This window comes from Hyphomicrobium sp. DY-1, from assembly GCF_047497105.1.
GTDB lineage: Bacteria > Pseudomonadota > Alphaproteobacteria > Rhizobiales > Hyphomicrobiaceae > Hyphomicrobium_B.
Genome location: NZ_CP134870.1, coordinates 3,278,247 through 3,298,738, shown reverse-complemented (window position 1 = coordinate 3,298,738; position 20,492 = coordinate 3,278,247). Strand labels below are relative to the sequence as shown.

Annotated in this window: 17 protein-coding genes; 6 read left to right on the top strand and 11 right to left on the bottom strand. The window is 60.6% G+C overall.

Going from position 1 to position 20,492, the window contains the following annotated elements:
* The first annotated feature begins 244 nt into the window (after positions 1-244).
* Both RLW41_RS15940 and RLW41_RS15935 read left to right on the top strand, forming a co-directional pair.
* On the top strand, positions 245-916 hold the full coding sequence (locus RLW41_RS15940; protein ID WP_414462098.1) for an aquaporin: 672 nt from the start codon (positions 245-247) through the stop codon (positions 914-916).
* Between the two features lie 301 nt (positions 917-1,217).
* A complete protein-coding gene (locus RLW41_RS15935; protein ID WP_414462097.1) occupies positions 1,218-2,852 on the top strand; it encodes a DEAD/DEAH box helicase in 1,635 nt (544 codons plus the stop codon).
* 153 nt (positions 2,853-3,005) lie between these two features.
* Here the strand turns inward: RLW41_RS15935 and RLW41_RS15930 are convergent, their stop codons facing one another.
* The 8 genes from RLW41_RS15930 to RLW41_RS15895 all read right to left on the bottom strand — a co-directional run bounded on the left by RLW41_RS15930 (position 3,006) and on the right by RLW41_RS15895 (position 10,982).
* Complete coding sequence (locus tag RLW41_RS15930; protein ID WP_414462096.1) at positions 3,006-3,419, bottom strand: TfoX/Sxy family protein; 414 nt, start codon at positions 3,417-3,419, stop codon at positions 3,006-3,008.
* Positions 3,420-3,452: 33 nt separating this feature from the next.
* Positions 3,453-3,806, bottom strand: a complete 354-nt coding sequence (locus RLW41_RS15925; RefSeq protein WP_041300732.1) for a HesB/IscA family protein — start codon at positions 3,804-3,806, stop codon at positions 3,453-3,455.
* 98 nt (positions 3,807-3,904) lie between these two features.
* Positions 3,905-4,387: an SUF system Fe-S cluster assembly protein gene (locus RLW41_RS15920; RefSeq protein ID WP_414462095.1), complete on the bottom strand. Its 483-nt coding sequence runs from the start codon at positions 4,385-4,387 to the stop codon at positions 3,905-3,907.
* Positions 4,388-4,399: 12 nt separating this feature from the next.
* Positions 4,400-5,683 (bottom strand): cysteine desulfurase, encoded by a 1,284-nt coding sequence (locus tag RLW41_RS15915; protein ID WP_414462094.1) that lies wholly within the window; start codon positions 5,681-5,683, stop codon positions 4,400-4,402.
* A gap of 30 nt (positions 5,684-5,713) precedes the next feature.
* Positions 5,714-7,051, bottom strand: a complete 1,338-nt coding sequence (gene sufD, locus RLW41_RS15910) for a Fe-S cluster assembly protein SufD (RefSeq protein ID WP_414462093.1) — start codon at positions 7,049-7,051, stop codon at positions 5,714-5,716.
* A gap of 1 nt (position 7,052) precedes the next feature.
* Positions 7,053-7,808, bottom strand: coding sequence for a Fe-S cluster assembly ATPase SufC (sufC, locus tag RLW41_RS15905; RefSeq protein WP_414462092.1), 756 nt, complete (start codon positions 7,806-7,808; stop codon positions 7,053-7,055).
* Positions 7,809-7,880: 72 nt separating this feature from the next.
* The gene (gene sufB, locus RLW41_RS15900; RefSeq protein WP_414462091.1) at positions 7,881-9,350 is read right to left on the bottom strand and encodes a Fe-S cluster assembly protein SufB; all 1,470 of its coding nucleotides are present in this window, start codon (positions 9,348-9,350) and stop codon (positions 7,881-7,883) included.
* A gap of 54 nt (positions 9,351-9,404) precedes the next feature.
* Complete coding sequence (locus tag RLW41_RS15895) at positions 9,405-10,982, bottom strand: aminotransferase class V-fold PLP-dependent enzyme (RefSeq protein WP_414462090.1); 1,578 nt, start codon at positions 10,980-10,982, stop codon at positions 9,405-9,407.
* 304 nt (positions 10,983-11,286) lie between these two features.
* On the opposite strand from RLW41_RS15895, the gene RLW41_RS15890 reads away from it, so the two are divergent.
* Complete coding sequence (locus tag RLW41_RS15890; protein ID WP_013946731.1) at positions 11,287-12,069, top strand: alpha/beta hydrolase; 783 nt, start codon at positions 11,287-11,289, stop codon at positions 12,067-12,069.
* A 16-nt stretch (positions 12,070-12,085) separates the two neighbouring features.
* Here the strand turns inward: RLW41_RS15890 and RLW41_RS15885 are convergent, their stop codons facing one another.
* Entirely contained in the window at positions 12,086-13,207 is a 1,122-nt protein-coding gene (locus tag RLW41_RS15885) for an anhydro-N-acetylmuramic acid kinase (RefSeq protein WP_414462089.1), read from the bottom strand.
* Positions 13,208-13,359: 152 nt separating this feature from the next.
* On the opposite strand from RLW41_RS15885, the gene tyrS reads away from it, so the two are divergent.
* Positions 13,360-14,616, top strand: coding sequence for a tyrosine--tRNA ligase (gene tyrS, locus RLW41_RS15880; protein WP_409562595.1), 1,257 nt, complete (start codon positions 13,360-13,362; stop codon positions 14,614-14,616).
* A 9-nt stretch (positions 14,617-14,625) separates the two neighbouring features.
* Here the strand turns inward: tyrS and RLW41_RS15875 are convergent, their stop codons facing one another.
* Positions 14,626-18,381, bottom strand: coding sequence for an AsmA-like C-terminal region-containing protein (locus RLW41_RS15875; protein WP_414462088.1), 3,756 nt, complete (start codon positions 18,379-18,381; stop codon positions 14,626-14,628).
* A gap of 167 nt (positions 18,382-18,548) precedes the next feature.
* Here RLW41_RS15875 and bcp point away from each other — a divergent pair, with 167 nt between their 5' ends.
* Positions 18,549-19,016 (top strand): thioredoxin-dependent thiol peroxidase, encoded by a 468-nt coding sequence (bcp, locus tag RLW41_RS15870; RefSeq protein WP_013946727.1) that lies wholly within the window; start codon positions 18,549-18,551, stop codon positions 19,014-19,016.
* A 236-nt stretch (positions 19,017-19,252) separates the two neighbouring features.
* A complete protein-coding gene (locus tag RLW41_RS15865; protein WP_414462087.1) occupies positions 19,253-19,792 on the top strand; it encodes a bactofilin family protein in 540 nt (179 codons plus the stop codon).
* A gap of 128 nt (positions 19,793-19,920) precedes the next feature.
* Here RLW41_RS15865 and RLW41_RS15860 read toward each other — a convergent pair whose 3' ends face one another.
* Positions 19,921-20,460 carry a GNAT family N-acetyltransferase gene (locus tag RLW41_RS15860; protein ID WP_414462086.1) on the bottom strand — a complete coding sequence of 180 codons (540 nt, stop codon included), beginning with the start codon at positions 20,458-20,460 and terminating at the stop codon, positions 19,921-19,923.
* Positions 20,461-20,492 lie beyond the last annotated feature (32 nt).

The following is a 20,492-nucleotide window of genomic DNA, read 5'->3' as shown; positions in this document are numbered from 1 at the left end:
GCCGATGTCTACGGCACTAAATATCCGCTAAAAAGGCAATTTCGTTGATACGACAAATAAGCTCCCCGGAGCTTGTGGAGGTTCGTTAAGATTTTTTCAACAGGCACGGCAAAAAAGCGCTCGCCGCTATGCCCACCATGTTGCACGGATGCCCCTGTTTCGAATGCTGATTCGCATTCATTATGCCAACATATGGCGGCAGAATCTGAGCGACCTCAGAATACGGCGCCCGGGGGGAAATATTATGAACATAAGAGCCTTGGCTGCCGAGACATTCGGCACATTTATGCTGATGTCATCCATTCTTGGATCGGCATTCTATTCGTTCGGAGCACCGTCCGGCGCGGCGGGCATACTTGGCGTCGCGTTTTGTATCGGCATTACCGTCATGGTGACGGCCTTCGCGATCGGCCACGTCTCCGGCGGACACTACAATCCCGCTGTCACTCTGGGCTTAGTTGCCGGCGGCCGCTTCGAGTTCGGTCCCGCCATTCTCTACATCATCGCCCAGCTCGTCGGCGCTTGTGCCGCCTGCGGAATCTTCTCGCTCGTCGGCCATACGAGCCCCACGTTCGCCGCTAACGGCTACGGTGATCTCTCGATGCTGAAAGCGACCCTGGGTCAGGTTTTCATCCTGGAAACGGTCCTGACTGCATTTTTCCTTGTCGTCATCATGGGCGTCACGCGGGCGAACCACCCCTCGATGATGGCCCCCATCGCCATCGGTCTCGCCCTGACTGCAATCCACATCATGTCGATCCCGATCTCAAACACCTCGGTCAACCCGGCCCGCAGCTTCGGCCCAGCGGTCTATGCCGGCGGCGAGCCGCTGTCGCAGGTCTGGGTGTTCTTCGTCGCGCCCATCCTCGGCGGCATCATCGGCGGCCTGTTCGGTCGTTGGCTGCTTGAAGATTAAACTTGGAGTTTAGGGTTTCTAGGGCCGCCAAAAGCGGCCCTGGAGCTGCCTGTGACACAACCCCGCGGCTTACAGGCTCAAAACTAGTGGGTTTTCCTTGCGATTTGCCGAGATGTATGCGAGCACGCGATCGTGCCGGAGCGCAGGGGATCGATTTGCGCATTTTTTAATGCTTTTTTGATCCGCACTCCTATTTCGGCTTAGGTCCTTTCGGCACCCGTCCCCCCTGCGCTCTCTTAAAGACCGTCTGACGCCACTCGCGCCGGACAGCCAGATCCTGTGCAGATGGAGATACCTGCTTTTGGAAACCAAGACGTTCGCTGACCTGGGGCTCTCGCCCAAGGTTCAAGCCGCTATCGCGGCTGCGGGTTACGTCGCGCCAACCCCGATTCAAGCCGCTGCTATTCCGGTCGCCGTGACCGGCCGAGACGTTCTCGGCATTGCTCAGACGGGCACCGGCAAGACCGCCTCCTTCACCCTACCGATGATCACACGCCTCGAAACGGGCCGCGCACGCGCGCGAATGCCCCGCTCATTGATCCTCGCGCCGACGCGAGAACTCGCCGCCCAGGTCGCGCAGAGCTTCGAGAAATACGGCGTCAATCACAAGCTGTCGCTCGCACTGCTGATCGGCGGCGTCTCGATGGACGACCAGGTCAAGAAGCTCGACCGCGGCGTTGACGTTCTCATCGCCACACCCGGCCGGTTGCTCGACCATTTCGGCCGCGGCCGCGTCATGCTGATGGGCGTCGAAATCCTCGTCATCGACGAAGCTGATCGCATGCTCGATATGGGCTTCATTCCCGACATCGAGAAGATCTGCAAGCTGCTGCCGCCGCGCCGCCAGACGCTTTTCTTCTCGGCGACGATGCCGCCCGAGATCACGCGCCTCGTTAATCAGTTCCTGAACAATCCCGAACGCATCGAAGTCGCCAAGCCGGCAACAACGGCAAAGACGATCACGCAGCGGTTCGTCTATTGCCAGAACGGCGAAGACTGGGCCAAGCGCGAAGTCCTGCGTGACATGATCCGCGACGGTAACGTCAAGAACGCGATCATCTTCTGCAACCGCAAGCGCGATGTCGCAGTGCTCCATAAATCGCTGACCAAGCACGGCTTCAACGCTGGCGCACTTCATGGCGACATGGACCAGACGAGCCGCATGGAGACGCTCGACAAGTTCCGCAACGGCGAGATCATGCTGCTGGCAGCGTCCGACGTTGCGGCGCGCGGTCTCGATATTCCGGAGGTCTCGCACGTCTTCAACTTCGATCTGCCGTGGGCAGCCGATGACTACGTGCATCGCATCGGCCGCACAGGCCGCGCCGGACACGAAGGACGTTCCATTTCCCTCGTCAGTCCGGATGATTTGAAGTTCGTGAAAGACATCGAGAAGATCACAAGCGAAACGGCCGTCTGGCTTGGCGAACCTCCATCAGAGGAAGACATTGCCGGAGCCGGAAAGCGCCGCCGCGGACGCGGTGGACGCGGCCAAGCCCCGGGCGGTCGCGAGAAGTCGGCCAAGCCGCACCGTGGTTCGGAACACGGGCGTCGCGAGCAGAAGCCAGCGGCGGACAAGCAGCCGCGAAGCCATGCACCGGTGCACGCACCTGCGCGCGACGGCGAAGCCCCACGTGCTCATGGGCGCGGAGAGCAACCGCCGTCGCCAAACCGTCAGCATGCGCAGCCGCGCCGCGAACATCCTCAGCGCTCAGCCCATCGCAACGAACAGCCGACGGTCGACGCCTGGACGGATGAGCCGAAAGCGCCGCGTCGCCCCGAGCGTGCGCCGGAGAAGCGGCAAGCGGCGCAAGAGCAGCCACGTAGCAAGGCCCCGCCTCCGCAGAAGGGTGGCGAGCGCCTCGGCTTCGCTGAAAACATGCCGGCGTTCATGCGCAAGCCCGCCCGCCCAATAAAGGTCCCCGGCCGCGGCTGATTGATCTTACCTCTCCTTTGAGAGGGTCACAGAGCGAGGGGGACCAGCCACTGGCTTACTCCCTCGCCAATCATCCTCGGGCTCGTCTTGAGGATCTACCGGCCAGCATCCTCAACAGAAAAACGATCCTCGGCTCTGTGCCCAGGGTGGTGTTCAACGGGACGATCGTGCGACCGATTTTGTCTTTCGCTCTGCTTCGGGCTTTGCGGTTGTCGGCTTCCGCTGTTTGCTAGCAGCGAACTCACGCGCGGCATCAATGGATGCACGCGCCCAATCTCTCAATTCATCGACGTCGTCGAGCAGGCGCTCCGGCAGCCGCCAATAAGACGTAAGCTGCGTCCTTCCGCTTTTGGTCTGGTAGGAGAACGGCTGCGAGCGCTCCGCCTCGAACCGCGCTCGCATTCCTTCAGAGGTCTTCAAATAGATCGTGCCGCCAGTGATGATGGCGAAGAACGTGCCATCGAAATAAACACCGACGCCGCCGAACATGCGCCCACCGCGCACGAAACCTTCGCGTTCCAGAGCATCTTTCAGGATTTGAAGCAGATCATCGTTCGCGGAGGACATGCCCCGGTCCCAAACCCGTGTCCGCGGTTTGCGTCAGCCGACCGGCGCAAACCCTTCCGGCGTAGCCGGTTCGAGGTTGACGCTCTCGCCGCAACCACAAGCGCTCTTCTGGTTCGGATTGTTGAAGACGAACTGCGACGACAGCTTGTCGGTCTTGTAGTCCATCTCCGTGCCGATCAGATACATGATCGCTGCCGGATCGATAAGCACGACCGCGCCTTTGTCTTCGATGACTTCGTCGAACTTCCCGATCTCTTCGGCCCAGGTCATGGTGTATTCCATGCCCGCGCAGCCGCCCTTCTTGATCCCGATCTTCAACGCCTTGACGCCTGGCTTCTGCGCGAGCAGAGCAGAAACGCGCGCCGCGGCGGTGTCGGTCAAGGTCATGACTTTTGGCATCATTCTAAGCGAGGGCACGCTGGCCTCCGTAGGTCGTTGCTTCACTGCAAGTATATGGGTATTCGCCGTCCAAAACGATACCCACGTCAGAACATTCCAACCGCAAGCCGCGCTTCGTCCGACATCCGGCTTTGATCCCAGGGCGGATCGAACACGATATTGACCCTGGTTCCAGCGACGCCCGGCACGGCATTGACGGCGTTTTCAACCCAGATCGGCATTTCACCTGCGACCGGACAGCCCGGCGCCGTCAACGTCATGTTGACCACGACGTTGCGGTCGTCATCGACCTCGACCTTGTAGATCAAGCCCAGCTCGTAAATGTCTGCCGGAATTTCCGGATCGTAAACCGTCTTGAGCGCGGCGACGATGTCGTTCGTCAGCCGCTCGATCTCTTCCGGCGGCAGTGCCGATGCATTGCCGCCAACCTTGGGGGCCCCATCCGCCGATACGACACCAGCTACCGGATCCGGCGCAACGCCACCGTCCGGCGGCGACGTCGGCGGCGCGTCGAGCGCCTCGACCGCCGTCTTCAACGCCTCGCGGTCTTCGATTTGCTTCCCATCCATTCGGAAGCTCCTTTACGCGAAAAGATCATGCGCCTTGGTGAGCGCGGTAACCAGCGCATCAGCCTCGGCTTTTGTGTTGTACAACGCGAAGGACGCGCGGCATGTTGCAGTCACGCCCAGGCGCTCCATCAAGGGCTGCGCACAGTGATGCCCCGCCCGGATTGCCACACCCGAACGGTCGATGATGGTCGACACGTCGTGCGGGTGCAGCCCATCCATCGTGAACGAGAAGATCGCGCCTTTGCCCGGCGCCGTGCCGTAAAGTTTGAGCCACGGCAGCTCCGCCAGCCGCTCAGCAGCGTAAGCGCCAAGCTCGGCTTCGTAGCGCGCGATTTTCTCGCGCCCGATCTGCATCATGTAATTCAGCGCTGCCGCCAGCCCGACCGCTTCGACGATCATCGGCGTGCCGGCCTCGAACCGGTGCGGCGGTTCGTTATAGGTGACGTTATCGAGCGTTACACTTTCGATCATATCGCCGCCACCTTCGTACGGCGGCATGGACTGCAACAACTGGCGCTTTCCATACAGGACGCCGATCCCCGACGGGCCATAGGTCTTGTGCCCCGTGAAGACGTAGAAATCCGCATCGAGATCGCGCACGTCGACACCCATGTGCACAGCCGCCTGGCTGCCGTCGATCAGCACCGGCACGCCCTTGGCGTGCGCGATACGAATGATCTCCTTCACCGGATTGATCGTGCCGAGCACGTTCGACATATGCGTCACGGCAACAAGCTTCGTGCGCGGCGTAATAAGCGCCTCGAGCTTGTCGATTATCAGCTCACCGCGATCCGTCATCGGCGCCCATTTCAGCACAGCACCGTTGCGCGCGCGCAGGAAGTGCCACGGCACGATGTTGGCGTGATGCTCCATGATCGTGATGACGATCTCGTCGCCCTGCCCGATTCTGGGCTCACCGAATGACCGCGACACGAGATTGATCGCGCTCGTCGCATTGCGCGTAAAGATAATCTCGTCCGCATGCTCGGCGTTGAGAAACCGGCGCACCGTCTCACGCGCGGCTTCGTATTTGTCGGTCGCCGTATTCGAGAGGAAATGCAGCCCGCGGTGCACGTTGGCATATTCGTAGCGATAGGCATGATCCATCGCCTCGATGACGGACAGCGGCTTCTGCGCCGACGCTCCATTGTCGAGATAGACGAGAGGCTTGTCGTTCACTTCCCGAAACAGGATCGGAAAATCCGCCCGAATGCGCTCGACATCGTAAGGCGCGCCGGTGAGCCCCGCCTGCGACGCGGCGCTTCGGGAAGCGGCAATGCTGGTTTCATGTCCCATATGTTATCCGCCCAGACTTTCGGCCCTAAACTATCGGCCCGCCGAGCGCCCGAGCCACTGCGTAGCGTAAGCCGCTAGCGCGCCTCGAAGCTGCTCGTTTTCAACCTTCTCGATAGCTTCACCAATAAAGGATTCGATCATCAGCGCCCGCGCCTCTTTCTCCGGAATGCCGCGCGAACGGCAATAGAAGAGAAGATCGGGATCGAGTTCCGCCGCCGTCGTGCCGTGGCCGCAGACGACGTCGTCGGCGTAAATCTCGAGCTCAGGCTTCGAATCGAATTCAGCATCTTCCGACAGCATCAGCGCTTGCGACATCTGCTTACCGTCAGTCTTCTGCGCATCAGGGCGAACAATGATCTTGCCTTGGAACACGCCACGGCCGTGATCTTCCAGCACGCCTTTGAATAGTTCGCGGCTCTCGCAGCGCGGCACCGCATGATCGACGACAAGCGTCGTATCGATATGCTCCGCCCGCCGCGCGAGATAGGCGCCGGAAAGATCGATCTTGCCGCCCTCACCTTCGAAAATGACGTTGAGGCCGTTGCGCGCCAGGCCGAGCCCAGCCGAAAACTGGAAGCTGCGATAGGTTGCATCGGCGTCGAGCGTCACATCGCAATTCGACAGATGCAGAGCCTTGCCTTCGTCGACCGCGACCTTTGCATGATGCAGCGTCGCGCCTTTGCCAAGGACAACATCCGTCAGCGCATTGAGCTGCACGTCCTGCGCCGCGCCCGGCAGAACGACGTGCGCTTCGATCACGCTCGCCGACGCACCGGCTTTAACCGTCACGAAATTGCGCACGGCAACTGAGGAAGCCTCGGCACCTGCTCGAACGAAAACGATCATCAGTGGCTTTGCGACTGACGCGCCTTCCGTCACGCGCACGACGGCGCCGTCGGTCATGAAGGCCGTATTGAGCGTTTCAATCGCATCGCCGCCCTTCGGAGTGGAAACGAGAGCCGCACTCACGTCTTCCGTCGCCGTTGCCAACAACTCGCCAAGCGCCGCAACCTCGATGCCCGCCGCGTCGGCAAAATCGCTAAGCCCTGCTCGATGGTGACCATTCACGAAAACGATCCGATGCGCATCGACGTGGGCCAACGGCCCGAGCGCCACGATCAATTCCGCGATCGTCAACGGCGTTGCGTCGTCGGGCGCAGGGGGAAAGATGTCTTTCACGTTGGCGCGAAGATCGGTGTATTTCCATTCCTCGATGCGCCGATGAGGCAGGCCAAGGCCACTGAAAGCCCCGATCGCTTGCGCGCGCCGCTCACGCACGACATCGGTTCCCGGCAGCTTTCCGGCCGCAGCCTCGAAGCTTTCCGAAATGGCCTGTTCGGCCTTCGTCTTCATCACTGCAACGTTCATATTAAGCCGCCTTGTGCGTGTATTCCGCGTAGCCGGACTTCTCGAGTTCGAGCGCCAACTCTTTACCGCCCGTCTTCTGGATGCGGCCATCGGCAAGGACGTGCACCTTGTCCGGCACGATATAGTTCAACAGCCGCTGATAGTGCGTGATGACGACGAACGCGCGGTCCTTGTCGCGCAGCGCGTTGACGCCCTCAGAGACGATGCGCAGCGCATCGATGTCGAGACCGGAATCGGTTTCATCGAGCAGGCACAGCGTCGGCTCCAACAGCGCCATCTGCAGGATTTCCGAGCGCTTCTTCTCGCCGCCTGAGAAGCCCACGTTGACAGGGCGCTTCAACATATCGACGTCGATGTTGAGCTTCGCGCCCTTTTCCTTCACGAGCTTCAGGAACGCAGGCGTCGTGAGTTCCGCTTCGCCGCGCTTCTTCCGGACGGAATTAAGCGCCGTGCGAAGAAACGTCAGCCCGGCGACGCCCGGAATTTCCATCGGATACTGGAACGCGAGGAAGACGCCCTTCGCAGCCCGCTCATCGGGTTCCATGTCGATGATCGACTCGCCGTTCCAGAGAATGTCGCCGTCGGTGACCTCGTAGCCGTCGCGGCCAGCAAGAACATAGGCAAGCGTCGACTTGCCCGATCCGTTCGGCCCCATGATCGCGTGCACTTCGCCCTTCGGCACTGTGAGCGACAGGCCTTTAAGAATCTCACGATCTTCATCTGCGAGCTTCACGTGCAGGTTTTTGATTTCAAGCATTTCAATAACCGTTTCTACAAACTTGAATTCTGATTTCGTCACAGCTGCGCGGGCAGTCACCCTCAGCCACGATCAGCCAACCGAGCCTTCCAGCGAAATGCCGATCAGTTTCTGGCTCTCGGCCATGAACTCCATCGGCAACTGCTGCAGCACGTCACGCACGAAGCCGTTGACGACGAGCGCCACTGCTTCTTCCGACGAAAGCCCGCGCTGGCGGCAATAGAACAGCATGTCGTCCGAGATCTTCGACGTCGTCGCTTCGTGTTCGAAGTGCGCGCTCGAATTCTTGGCCTCGATGTAAGGCACCGTATGTGCACCGCACTTGTCGCCGATCAGCAGCGAGTCACAGTTCGTGAAGTTGCGCACGTTCGTTGCTTTCCGATGCGCCGAGACAAGACCGCGATAAGTGTTCTGCGAGAACCCCGCCGCAATGCCCTTCGAAATGATCCGGCTCGACGAGTTTTTGCCGAGGTGGATCATCTTCGTGCCGCTATCGACCTGCTGATAGCCGTTCGAAACCGCAATCGAATAGAACTCGCCGCGCGAATAGTCGCCGCGCAGAATGCAGCTCGGGTACTTCCACGTAATCGCGGAACCCGTCTCGACCTGCGTCCACGAGATCTTCGAGTGATGACCGCGGCAATCGCCGCGCTTCGTCACGAAGTTATAGACGCCGCCCTTGCCCTGCGCGTCGCCCGGATACCAGTTCTGGACCGTCGAATACTTTATCTCGGCTTCATCGAGCGCGACCAGTTCGACGACCGCTGCGTGCAGCTGATGCTCATCACGCATCGGCGCCGTGCAGCCTTCCAGATAAGAGACGTAAGCGCCCTTGTCGGCGATGATCAGCGTGCGCTCGAACTGACCCGTCTGCTTCGCATTGATGCGGAAGTACGTCGAAAGCTCCATCGGGCAGCGAACGCCCGGCGGCACGTAGACGAACGAGCCATCGGAGAACACCGCCGAGTTGAGCGCTGCATAGAAATTGTCCGACTGCGGCACGACCGAGCCCAGATACTTCTTCACCAACTCGGGATGCTCGCGCACCGCTTCCGAGATCGAGCAGAAGATCACGCCAGCTTTCTTCAGTTCATCCTTGAACGTCGTGACGACCGACACGCTGTCGAACACGGCGTCGACCGCAACGCGCGAACCCTGCACGCCGGCCAGCACTTCCTGCTCTTTCAGCGGAATGCCGAGCTTCTTGTAAGTCTCCAGCAATTCCGGATCGACCTCGGCAAGGCTCTTCGGGCCCTCTGTCGATTTCGGCGCGGAATAATAATAGAGGTCCTGAAAGTCGATCTTCGGATAATGGACCTTCGCCCACGTCGGCTCCGTCATCGCCTTCCATCGCGTGAACGCTTCGAGCCTCCAGTTCAACAGCCACTCCGGCTCGCCCTTCTTGGCTGAGATGAAGCGAACCGTCGATTCATCGAGCCCTTTCGGCGCTGTGATGCTATCGATCAGCGTCTCGAAACCATACTTGTACTGGTCGACATCGATCTTGCGAACTTGATCGATCGTCTCCTGAACAGCAGCCATTTCTTCGTCTCTCTATTTACGCACCGCCTCGCGACGGCACTTGAAATCTGATCTTTACGCAGCGAGCGCCGGTGTGCCCGCGATTGCCTTCCAGGCGGCTAGAAACGCCGCGATATCATCTTCAGTCGTCGTCGGGCCGAGGCTGACGCGGATCGTGCCTGCCGCGATGTCCGGCCCCAATCCCATCGCCTCCAGGACATGGCTCGCGCCGACTTTGCCCGATGAGCACGCCGACCCCGCACTTACTGCGATGCCTGCAAGATCGAGCCGAATAACGAGCGTTTCCGCGAGCTTTCCGGGAAGCGCCACCGCCGTCGTATTGGCGAGACGCAGTGCACCTTCACCGACGATGACCACATTCGGGCTAACCCGCTTCAGTTCGGCTTCGAGCTTGTCTCGCAACGCGCCGACCGCATCGATCGAAGCCAGACTGCGAAGCGCAACTTCGGCAGCTGCGCCAAAGCCTGCAATCGCCGCAACGTTCTCGGTCCCAGCGCGACGGCGACGTTCCTGCCCGCCGCCCCTGATAAGAGGCACAAGGTCCACATGGTCACGATTGACGAGTGCGCCAACCCCTTTCGGGCCACCAAATTTGTGTGCGGAAATCGCCAGCGTATCGACATCGAGCGCGGCGAAATCAATCGGCATCCGGCCCGCAGCCTGTACCGCGTCGACGTGCATTTTGATACCGTGTGCCCGGGCGAGTTCGGCAATCTCGGCGACCGGCTGGACGACGCCGGTTTCGTTGTTGGCCATCTGAACGGCAATGACGGCCGGGCCGGCGAAACTGCGCGACGCGAGCAGCGCAGCGATGTCCTCGACTTTGAGCCTGCCATCCGTGCCGATCGGCAGCATCACAAGCTCGGCGTTTGAAGCCCGCGCAGGCGCTAGCACCGAATCGTGCTCGATGCCGCTCGTCAAAATCGTCGCCCAGGGCTGTGACAGCCCCCAGCTGTTGGCTTCGCTCGCACCGCTCGTAAACACGATCTCGGACGACTTCGCGCCGACCAAACGCGCTACGCTCTCGCGCGCCGCTTCGATGACAGCGCGTGCACGACGGCCTTCCGCGTGCACCGACGACGGATTGCCTGCAACATCGAGCGCCTCGATCATAGCGGCCTTAGCCTCCGGCAGCAGCGGCGCCGTCGCGTTGTAGTCGAGATAGGTTCGCGGACCGTCCGCGCGTGCAAACGCCAATCCGCGGCTGGCAGCCGGACGCGCTGACATTCGGCCGCCTGCTACGACGTCAGCAAGTTTGACCGAACTCAAAAACTTCCCCGTCGCGTCGCTCAGCGCACTCCACAGCCCATGCGTCACGCACGGCGTCGCAACCGAGCAGCGCGGATCGTTATGCGAGCAGCGGGTGAAACGCGTGTCTTCCTCGACCGCGTCCATCACATCGGCGACGGAAATCTCATTTGCAGGCTTGGCGAGGCGATAGCCGCCAGAGCGCCCGCGGGCGCTCTCAACTAGCCCAGCGCGGCGCAACGGCACAAAAAGCTGTTCAAGATAGGAAAGCGGCAGGCTCTGGCGCTCAGCCACGACCGACAGCGCTGTAGCACCTTCATCGGCATGCCCGGCAAGGTCAGCCATGGCCATGACCGCATAACGGCCTTTGGTCGTTAATTCCACGTATCAATCCCCGGACTATCGTCGCCCCAAGCGGCGGCGGAATCCTTCACCACGCATCCTTAGCTTGCATCCGGCACCCCGGACTGTGCTAAGAGACCCGCCCTATCGGAAGGGCCCTGCGTTTTTGAACGCCAGCCCCTACATTTCGAACGGTTCTAAGGTTATGGAAATCCTGAGCGCTGGAGTCAAGGATTGAGAATTCGAGCCACAAGGATTTGAACGCCAAAACGCCGCAGGTCATCCTGGCGGCGGCATCCAGCCTCCGAATGCAGCCCAATTTCACACGAGCGAGACCGAGTAACGAATGCCCGAACTCATAATAAATGGCCCAGGCGGACGCCTTGAGGCCCGCTACCACCACGAGAGCAACGCGGATAGCCCGATCGCGCTCATCCTGCACCCCCACCCACAGTTCGGGGGCACCATGAACAACCAGGTGGTCTACAATCTCTACCACACGTTCGCAGCGCGGGGCTTTTCCGTGCTTCGCTTCAACTTCCGCGGCGTCGGCCGCAGCCAGGGCGTTTGGGACGGCGGCCCCGGCGAACTCGCCGACGCAGCCTCCGCGCTCGACTGGCTGCAGCTCGTCAAGCCCGACGCCAAGACCTGCTGGATCGCCGGCGTGTCGTTCGGCACTTGGATCGCGATGCAGCTCCTGATGCGCCGCCCGGAAGTCGACGGCTTCATCTGCGTGGCGCCGCCGTCGAACCTGTATGACTTCTCGTTCCTCGCGCCGTGCCCCTCGTCGGGCCTCATTATCAACGGCGATATGGACCGCGTCGTCCCGACCGCTTCGGTCGCCGAAATGGCAGCGAAGGTGAAAGTGCAGAAGGGCATCAAGATCACGCACGAGGTCGTGCCCGGCGCCAACCACTTCTTTGAGAACAAGACGGAAGAACTCGGCAACATCGTCGGCAGCTATCTCGACGAGCGCATGGTTCAGTTCGAACTCGATCGCGAGCGCAACAAGGAACGCGAGCGTGAGCGTGAGCGCGAACGTCAGCGCCAGCGCGAACTTGAACGGCTCGAATCCCAGAGCGCACCCGCTGCCGGCGCAGGCGGCGACGAAGAAAGCGACGACGAATAACGCCGTCTTATGTAGCCTAGTGAATGACGTGAGCGGTGGGATCAGCCCTGAGCCCGCCGCTCATTGGTTCTGGAACGCCCGTCGTGCCCGGAAACGTGATCGGCAGTCCGAGCGTCGAACGAACAGCCAGATAGGCCCACGCCTCCGCTTCGAGGCTATCGCCATCAAGGCCGATTGCTTCCGCCGGAACGACGGCATGATGCACCTGCTCCGCCAGCATCCCCATAATGGTTTTGTTGCGCCGGCCACCGCCTGCAACGACCCACAACTCCGGTTCGCTCGGCATGTGCTCCCGCGCCTTCGCAATCGAGCGCGCAGTGAAAGCCGTCAACGTCGCTGCTCCGTCTTCGATGCTCAAGTGCTGGACGGCATCGAGCGCAAAGGCATTGCGATCGAGCGACTTCGGCGGCGTCTCGGCGAAATACCCGTCGCTCATCAAGGAAATGATCGCATCTTCGTCGACCTGCCCCTGCCCCGCAGTAACGCCGCCGGAATCGAGATAGGCGCCGGTCTTGCGCAACATCCAGTCATTGATCAACGCATTGCCGGGTCCAGTATCGAAAGCCAGCAGAGAGCCGTCGCGCCCGATCCACGTCAGGTTCGCGACGCCTCCGATATTGACGATCGCGACTGGCCGCTGCGGCAGCTTTGCCGTCAACGCCCGGTGATAGGCCGGAACGAGCGGCGCACCCTCACCTCCCGCATCGACATCGGCCGCACGCAAATCATAGACGACTGGACAGCGCGTAAAGTTCGCCAGCAGATCGCCAAGCCCGAGTTGCACCGTCAGGCCAATCTCCGGCCTGTGCAGCACCGTCTGGCCATGAAAGCCGATCACGTCGACCGAAGAGCGTTCGATGCCTGCCTCTTGAAAAAACTGCGCGACCGCAATGCCGTGGGCTTCGGTCAGCGCCCGTTCCGCATCCGCCAAAGAATACGGTCGCGCATCGCGGACATGCAGATCCCGCGCATCCGCTATGGCGTTGACCAGCACGCGGCGCATGTCATCGTCATAGGGAAACGTCATCGCCGGACCGCGGATTACGTGATCTTCCCCGTCCGTATCGATCAACGCCACATCGATGCCGTCGAGCGATGTTCCGCTCATCAGCCCCACCGATCTCATCAACTTGCTCATCGCGACCTTCCCGTGCATGGTGCCGCCCCGCGGCGCAGGCCGCAAATCATCAAGTGGCGCAGCCGCAAATAGAAAGCGGCCGCGCCGCATACTAAAAAGCGGCACAGCTCAAAACATAGCCCGCGACGACTGAAGTGAAAGCCTGAATTGCAATGACGACACCGAATTCCGAATTTCTTAAGACTATGACCGAGCGCGGATTTTTCCACCAGTGCTCCGATATCGAGGGCCTGGACAAGCTCTCGGCCGATGGCCGTATTGTCGCTTACGTCGGATACGATTGCACGGCGCCGTCTCTCCATGTCGGCTCGCTGATCTCGATCATGATGCTGACCTGGTTGCAAAAGCTCGGCGGCAAGCCCATCGCCCTGATGGGTGGCGGCACGACCCGCGTCGGCGATCCATCCGGCAAGGACGAAACGCGCCAGATGCGCACCATCGATGAGATCGAAACCAACAAGAACGGCATCAAGCAGGTTTTCGAGAAATTCCTGAAGTTCGGGGATCAGGGCTCCGACGCCATGATGGTCGACAACGCCGAATGGCTCGCGCCACTCAACTACATCGACTTCCTGCGCGATGTCGGCCGACACTTCTCGGTCAACCGCATGCTGACGATGGACTCGGCCAAACTCCGCCTCGAACGCGAACAGGAGCTGTCGTTCATCGAGTTCAACTACATGCTGCTTCAGGCCTATGACTTCGTCGAGCTGAACCGTCGCTATGGCTGCAATCTGCAAATGGGCGGTTCGGATCAGTGGGGCAACATCGTCACCGGCATCGACCTTGGCCGCCGCATGGGCGTGAAGGATCAACTTTATGCGCTGACCTGCCCGCTGCTGACGACGGCGTCGGGCGCCAAAATGGGCAAGACCGCTGCGGGCGCCATCTGGCTCAACGAGGCGCAGCTTTCCGCTTACGACTACTGGCAGTTCTGGCGCAACACCGAGGACGCCGACGTTGCCCGTTTCCTGAAGCTCTTCACGTTCCTGCCGCTCGATGAAATTGCCAGGCTCGAAAAACTGTCGGGCTCCGAGATCAACGAAGCAAAGAAGGTGCTGGCGACCGAAGCCACCGCGCTGTTGCACGGTCGCGACAAAGCCGAAGCTGCCGCTGAGACCGCGCGCAAGACCTTTGAGCAGGGCACGCTCGCGTCCGATCTGCCGACCATCGAAATCCCGCGAAGCGAACTCGATGCCGGCATCGGCATTCTGGTGGCGTTCGTGAAAGCCGGGCTCGTTTCGTCGAACAGCGAAGCGCGCCGGCAGATTCACGGCGGCGGCCTGAAGGTCAACGATGTAGCCGTCACAAGCGACAAAGCCAGCCTCACCCCAGCCGATGCGAGTGCATCAGGCTTTATCAAGCTGTCGCTCGGCAAGAAGAAACACATTTTGCTGCGACCGGTCTAAAGGACTGGTCTAGTGGCTGGTCGTCGTCGATGACCAGCCATCGACCTGCGCCTCGGCCTTCGGCGCTTTTTTCTTGGCCTTCGACTTTGATTTCTTCGTCTCGGAAGATGGGCTGGGTGACACGACCGGAACCTGCCGCTTGGCGGCATCGCGAACCTGGATGGTCGGGTCCATCGACGTCATCTGGAAGATGTCGCGGAAGATGCCCGGCGCAACCAGCGAGAATGGGTTGACGATGACTTGCGGGGCATTCGTTTGCCCTTGCACCGCGAAGGTCATGCCAAGAACACCTTCACCCTGCGTGCCTGACAGAATCTGTCCGATCACCGGAATGTCGCCGAGCGCACCGTTGATGCCTTGCAGCGGAATATACGTGCCGCCGATGCTAACCCGCTTCGTCCGGAAATCGACCTTGCCGCGCAGCGTCGCGCCGAGCAGCGGCCCTTTCAGATAGGCTTCCTGCAACACGAATTGTCCGTAGCCGACAGAAAACGGCGCGCGCATTCGATTGAAATCGAACACTTCGCGAACAACGTGATCATTGCTGCCGATCGCAGGGCGGCCGCTGTCGGCGCTGCTTGCTAGTTCCGTAATGACTGGATCGCCCAAAATCCTGAAATTATCGACGACGAGAAGGCCGGTCTTTTCCGCCGGTCCCGAACCGTCAAGCGCCACGTCGAGACGCATCCGCCCGCCCTGCATGTTCGGATAGAAGTTGACGAGCTTCATCACCTGCCCGGCATCGCTCGACGTCACGATCAGATGTCGCGAGCCCGTGCTTTTATCAAGTGCCGCAACGAAATTGCCCCCGCCATCGAGCGTTCCCCGGGCGTCCAGGCTCGACAGGTTGCCGTTCCGCATTTCGGCTTCCAACTTGAGATTGCGCAGCGACACGTCCGAACTGCCAATGACGTTGGTCAGCGTGATCGAAGCATGCGAGCCGCCCGAAGCAGCCTTTGCCGTGCGATCCGGACCGTCCCCGACGCTGAAGAGCGATTTGAAGAAATTTCGGCCGTCGTAATTCGAGCCGTTGATGTTGACCGTCCAGAAGTCGTCCTTGCTGCGCGCCCCGTTGATATCGAGTTTCGAAATGACGTTGAGGTTGAGATCGGGAAACTCGAATTCCTTGATTTTGTTATCGGGGCCGAACACGACCTTGCCGTCGGCCGCGATGTTGTCGCTCAGCACCTTGAAATTCTGCAGCTCCGTGTCGCCGTCAGGCGTCTTCACGACATCCATATCGAGCGACGCCGTCCGGCCGGGCGCCTTGCGCCACTGAAGCTTGTCGAGCGTCATCTCGGCGCCGGTCAGATCCGCATGCACCTTGATTGCAGGCTCCGGCCGATCGCCCTTCTGGTACGTCACCTCGACGGGTACGACACCGTGCACCATGTTGTTGACGTCGAGTCCGAGTTGCGTCCGGTCTGCCTCGTCAAGCTTGGCGACGATCTTGAGCGGTGGCTGGTCATCGGCATCCGGACCGAGCAGCCGCTGTCCCACGACTTTTGCCGGAACACCATTGACCAGAAGATCGCCCTTCGCATCGAGCGACGTTGCCGTGAGATTGAGGTCGAGCGAAAAGTTCTGCACGTCGAAGCGTCCGGCAACCTTGCCGAAACGCCCATCCGTAATGCGCGCCTTTCCGGTAATGGCCATGTCGTCGCCGCTGACGCCGTCATAGAATGGCATTTTAATCAGGAACTGCGCATTGACCTTGCCTTCGCCGGCTTTCGGCAACGGTGAAGCATCGCGAACGGCTTTGATCGGAAGCTGCTCAAGCGCTTCGATGAAGGGACCGAGATCACCGGTCGCTGTGAGCGCGATCTCGCCGTTCGGACGCGGCGACAAAATATTGTCCGTCGTCAGGCTTCCATCTTTGAGCGGTACCTGCTTCCCGTCCGGCAGTGTCAGTGTTCCTTCTGGAACGGCAACCGACAGGACATTGTTTTCCAGATGGATCGAAGCCTTGGGAGCCGCGATAGGCGGGATGCCAGGCAGCGTCGTAAGGACGACGTTCTCCGCCTCGAAATCCGCATTGGCCCGTTCTGTTGCGGTCTGGACAGTGCCGGGCTCGATGCCACCGACGTCACCGTTCGAAAACTTCAGCGTCCCGCCTTTGAAATCGACGGACTTCACATTCTCGCCGAACCACTCGCGCGGCCCGGTCGCCACCGCCCGCGGCCATAGCGCCTTGAGCGTGTTGAGCGGCATCGGCGAAACATGGAACTCCGCCGACATGCTCTGGCCCTGTGGCCCAGCTTGCATCTTCGCTTTGACCGTCGCCTCGCCGCCGCCGCCCGCGAGTTGGAATTCGCTTAGATCGACGGAACCGCGCCGCGGAACGATCGTACCGGTCGCGTTCCACTTGTCGATGGTGACGGGGGGGACCTTGAACTCCGGCGCTTCAAAGACACCATTCTTGCCGTCGAGATTGAACTGCCATGTCGGCGGTTCCCCGCTCTTGGCGACATCCGCCATGTTGCCTGTGAACATGATCGTGCCATCGGCCCATTTGACCGGGCTCGGCTTCAGCTCCCAGCGCTTCTGCTTGCCGTCGTAGGCAAGCTTGAAGATACCGGCCGTGACGTCCATCGGCTGAACCATATAGGGCAGCCGCGCCCGGCCTTTGCCGACTTCGACAGAAAGGTCCGCGGCTTCGATATTGCCGACCGTCGAAAGGTCTACGGTCGCATCGCCTGAAACCGGAAATTCGAAGTTGCCCAGAAGTGCAAGAGGTGGCGCCGCAGACGCCAGCGTCGACGGCACCAGACCGCGCACGGTCGCTTTGACCTCGAGCCGGCCCGTCTGTTCGCTTTCGTCCGTCAGGAACGAGAGCGACCACGGCCCGCGTGCAGACGCGACGGTGGCGCGCCCCGAAATCACGCTGCGCCTGGCCGCATGATCGAAATCGACACTGGCCTCGTCGATCCGCCAGGAACTGCGTTGTCCTTCGTAATCGACGACGACGGTGGCGTTCGAGATGCCGAATTCCGTCAAGTAAGACGTCGCATCGAGACGTTGCCGCGCCCGCCGCGAAGATTCGGTCAGCATTTTCGCGAGATTGACTTTCGTACCCTTCGCGCCGTGCTGCGGCACAATCGTTGTGGCCGAGACCGCGGCAGGTGCCTCGCCCGTAGATGGCTGCACTCCCGCGTCAGTTCCGGGATGCAGCGGCATCGGTTTGGGAATGGCTCGCTCGAACACAAACCCAGATTGCTCCGAATAGGCGAGCGCAATAATCGGATCGATCAACTCGATGCGGGCCGGCACGATGCGGCCCCGCATCAACGCCCCCATCGAGATATTCACGGCCGCGAGCGGCGACGACAGCACTACATCGCCGCCCTTTTCGAGCACGCTGACATCCCGCAGACGGAATTCGAGTTCTCCCGTCGGCCCGAGCCGCAGCTCCGCGCCATCAATCTTCACCGAGCTGGTAACGAGTTCAGCGTTGATGCCCTGCTCAATCGGAGCGACGACGAAATCGAACGCGATCGGGCCATGGCGCAAGCGCACATACAAGACACCAATAGCGATCGCCGCGAGCAGCGTAAGCGGCATCACGAGATAGAACATGACGCGGCACCCACGAAAGAAATGCTTGGCGCCCTTCGCCATCGCAGTGTCTTTCCGCGGCATGGGCGGCGGCGAGGCCGAGACCTCGCGCTGCGGGATGGCCGACAGGCGTTGCGAAGCGTTTTGCTGCGCGTTTTGGTCAGCGCCGCGCCGAACAGCAGCGCGCCCGCCGGTTACCGGTCTCGTCAACTCCGCTCCTCAAAACCCCCAACCGGCCAGTTGCGGGCCGGTCACCCGTACTGTAGCTCGGAACGAACAGAAAATGCTTTCAATAGAAGGTCTAAACTCTCTGGCCCCCTCTCAGGCATAAAGCCAGCTACAAGGGTCAAAAACGACAAAAGAAAGGCACTTTCAAGATGATCGAGGACGGCAAAAAGGCGCCCGACTTCACGCTTCCCGACGACACCGGGGAAAAGGTCCGCCTCTCGAAGCTCAAGGGCCACCCGGTGGTCGTTTATTTCTATCCCAAGGATGACACCTCGGGCTGCACACAGGAGGCCAAGGACTTCACCTGCCTCGCCGACGATTTCGCCGCGGCCGGAGCAGAGCTGCTCGGCATTTCACCCGACAGCCCGACCAAACACCAGAAGTTCAAGGCGAAACACGAGTTGTCCATCCGCCTGCTCGCCGACGAGCAGAAAGAGGTCGCTCAAGCATATGGCGTCTGGGTCGAAAAATCGATGTACGGGCGCAAATATATGGGGATCGAGCGTTCGACGTTCCTCATCGACGGCAGCGGTAAGGTCGTCAAAAGCTGGCGCAAGGTGAAGATACCTGGACATGCCGAAGAAGTTCTGGCTGCCGTGCGCGCGCTCAAAATATAACCATACTGGGCATAATCGTCGCGACCGTTGATCTTCCGCCACACTTCTCACTCAAGAGAGTGCCTCGGAACGTCGCGCCGGGGAATTTCCAGTGGAAAGCCTCCGGCGACACGGTGGACCAACGTTGGAAAAGTGCTACGCGAATCAAACGCGCTCGTCGCAAAGCGATTATGTGATGCGTTGAGTCGTTTCGGGTGCGGATTGTTGCTTAAGTTGTGTCAGAGGGAAGTCCGAGCATGTTGCCAAATTTCCGCCGTTCCGAGCCTGAGTTGTCGAAGTCCCCGACGCTGGCATCCGCTACATCTGAAACGGCCGCGCCGACGCCTCCCGCCCCGGTGTTTCAGCCCCGTCCATTCCTGACCGTTCCCCGCGCCGCTGCCGAGGGTCCGAAATCGGTCTCGGTGATTGGCGCCGACCTCACCATCACCGGCAATCTCATCTGCAAAGGTGAAGTCCAAGTCGACGGTATCGTCGAAGGCGACATCGAAGGTAGCAATGTCGTCATCGGCGAGGAAGCCACGATAACAGGCAGCATCACCGGTGATGAAGTCATCGTCCGCGGCCACGTCGTCGGAACCGTCCGCGGCAAGCGCGTGATGCTGCAGACCACCAGCCAGGTCGAAGGCGACATTTTCCATCAGTCGCTGTCGATCGAACAGGGCGCCTTGTTCGAAGGCAAGTCGCGCCGCACCAAGGACGATCCGCGCACGGCAGAAATCAAGGCGGAGCCAATCGGCTTTGTCATCCCGGCGCAGCCGCCTGAGTTGCCGAACTGAAAGATCACAAAAGTTTACACGACCCCAAACCCCCAGAGGCCCTTCCCCCAGAGGGCTTAACTTCACCTTTCCGGCCGCCTGTTTGTACCGCTTAGTCGGCGGCCGGAAAGGCTTTCAAATCCCATTTTTCAGAAGCTGCGCGCCAAGAAGACGAGGCTACCGTCCGGCCCGGTCCGCTCGATCTCCTCAAAGCCGTTCCGATTGTAGAAGCTGACGTTCGCAGACCCTGCGCTCGTCACGACGTGCACACCCGTCGCATCCGCCGCCTTGGCATCGGCGATAAAACAACTAATCAGCCGCCCCCCGATCCCGCGATTGCGAAACTCAGGGCTGATGTTGACGTGGAGATGCGCTGGATAGCGCTTCGTCTGCGCTCCGAGCATCGCGAAATACGGAATATCGCCAAACCGCGGCGTCCTCGCCGGATCGTCGATCGCGCCGACGAGATAGCCGACGATCCTGCCGCCGCCATCTCGCGCCAAATATGCAAACGCCGGATCGTGGACCAGATAACGCCCCAGCCACCGCTCACGGAACGCAGCTCGCGCTTCGTCGCTCGGAAACGTTTTCGTGTTGCTCGATTCAAAAAATATGCGGTCGATCTCGGCCACCCTCTCAGGCGTCAGATCGACATCGCGGTATCGGCAAATCGAAACGGTCTCGGACATTCCCGCGCCTTAGCACATGGCGCGAAAGTCCA

Bases quoted from the DNA above. Each gene is read 5' to 3' on its own strand.
- sufC (WP_414462092.1), bottom strand. From the start codon at position 7,808: ATGCTTGAAATCAAAAACCTGCACGTGAAGCTCGCAGATGAAGATCGT.
- RLW41_RS15915 (WP_414462094.1), bottom strand. From the start codon at position 5,683: ATGGGACATGAAACCAGCATTGCCGCTTCCCGAAGCGCCGCGTCGCAG.
- RLW41_RS15860 (WP_414462086.1), bottom strand. From the start codon at position 20,460: ATGTCCGAGACCGTTTCGATTTGCCGATACCGCGATGTCGATCTGACG.
- tyrS (WP_409562595.1), top strand. From the start codon at position 13,360: ATGACGACACCGAATTCCGAATTTCTTAAGACTATGACCGAGCGCGGA.
- RLW41_RS15925 (WP_041300732.1), bottom strand. From the start codon at position 3,806: ATGACCTTGACCGACACCGCCGCGGCGCGCGTTTCTGCTCTGCTCGCG.
- bcp (WP_013946727.1), top strand. From the start codon at position 18,549: ATGATCGAGGACGGCAAAAAGGCGCCCGACTTCACGCTTCCCGACGAC.
- RLW41_RS15865 (WP_414462087.1), top strand. From the start codon at position 19,253: ATGTTGCCAAATTTCCGCCGTTCCGAGCCTGAGTTGTCGAAGTCCCCG.
- RLW41_RS15885 (WP_414462089.1), bottom strand. From the start codon at position 13,207: ATGAGCAAGTTGATGAGATCGGTGGGGCTGATGAGCGGAACATCGCTC.
- RLW41_RS15890 (WP_013946731.1), top strand. From the start codon at position 11,287: ATGCCCGAACTCATAATAAATGGCCCAGGCGGACGCCTTGAGGCCCGC.
- RLW41_RS15940 (WP_414462098.1), top strand. From the start codon at position 245: ATGAACATAAGAGCCTTGGCTGCCGAGACATTCGGCACATTTATGCTG.
- RLW41_RS15920 (WP_414462095.1), bottom strand. From the start codon at position 4,387: ATGGATGGGAAGCAAATCGAAGACCGCGAGGCGTTGAAGACGGCGGTC.
- sufB (WP_414462091.1), bottom strand. From the start codon at position 9,350: ATGGCTGCTGTTCAGGAGACGATCGATCAAGTTCGCAAGATCGATGTC.
- sufD (WP_414462093.1), bottom strand. From the start codon at position 7,051: ATGAACGTTGCAGTGATGAAGACGAAGGCCGAACAGGCCATTTCGGAA.
- RLW41_RS15930 (WP_414462096.1), bottom strand. From the start codon at position 3,419: ATGTCCTCCGCGAACGATGATCTGCTTCAAATCCTGAAAGATGCTCTG.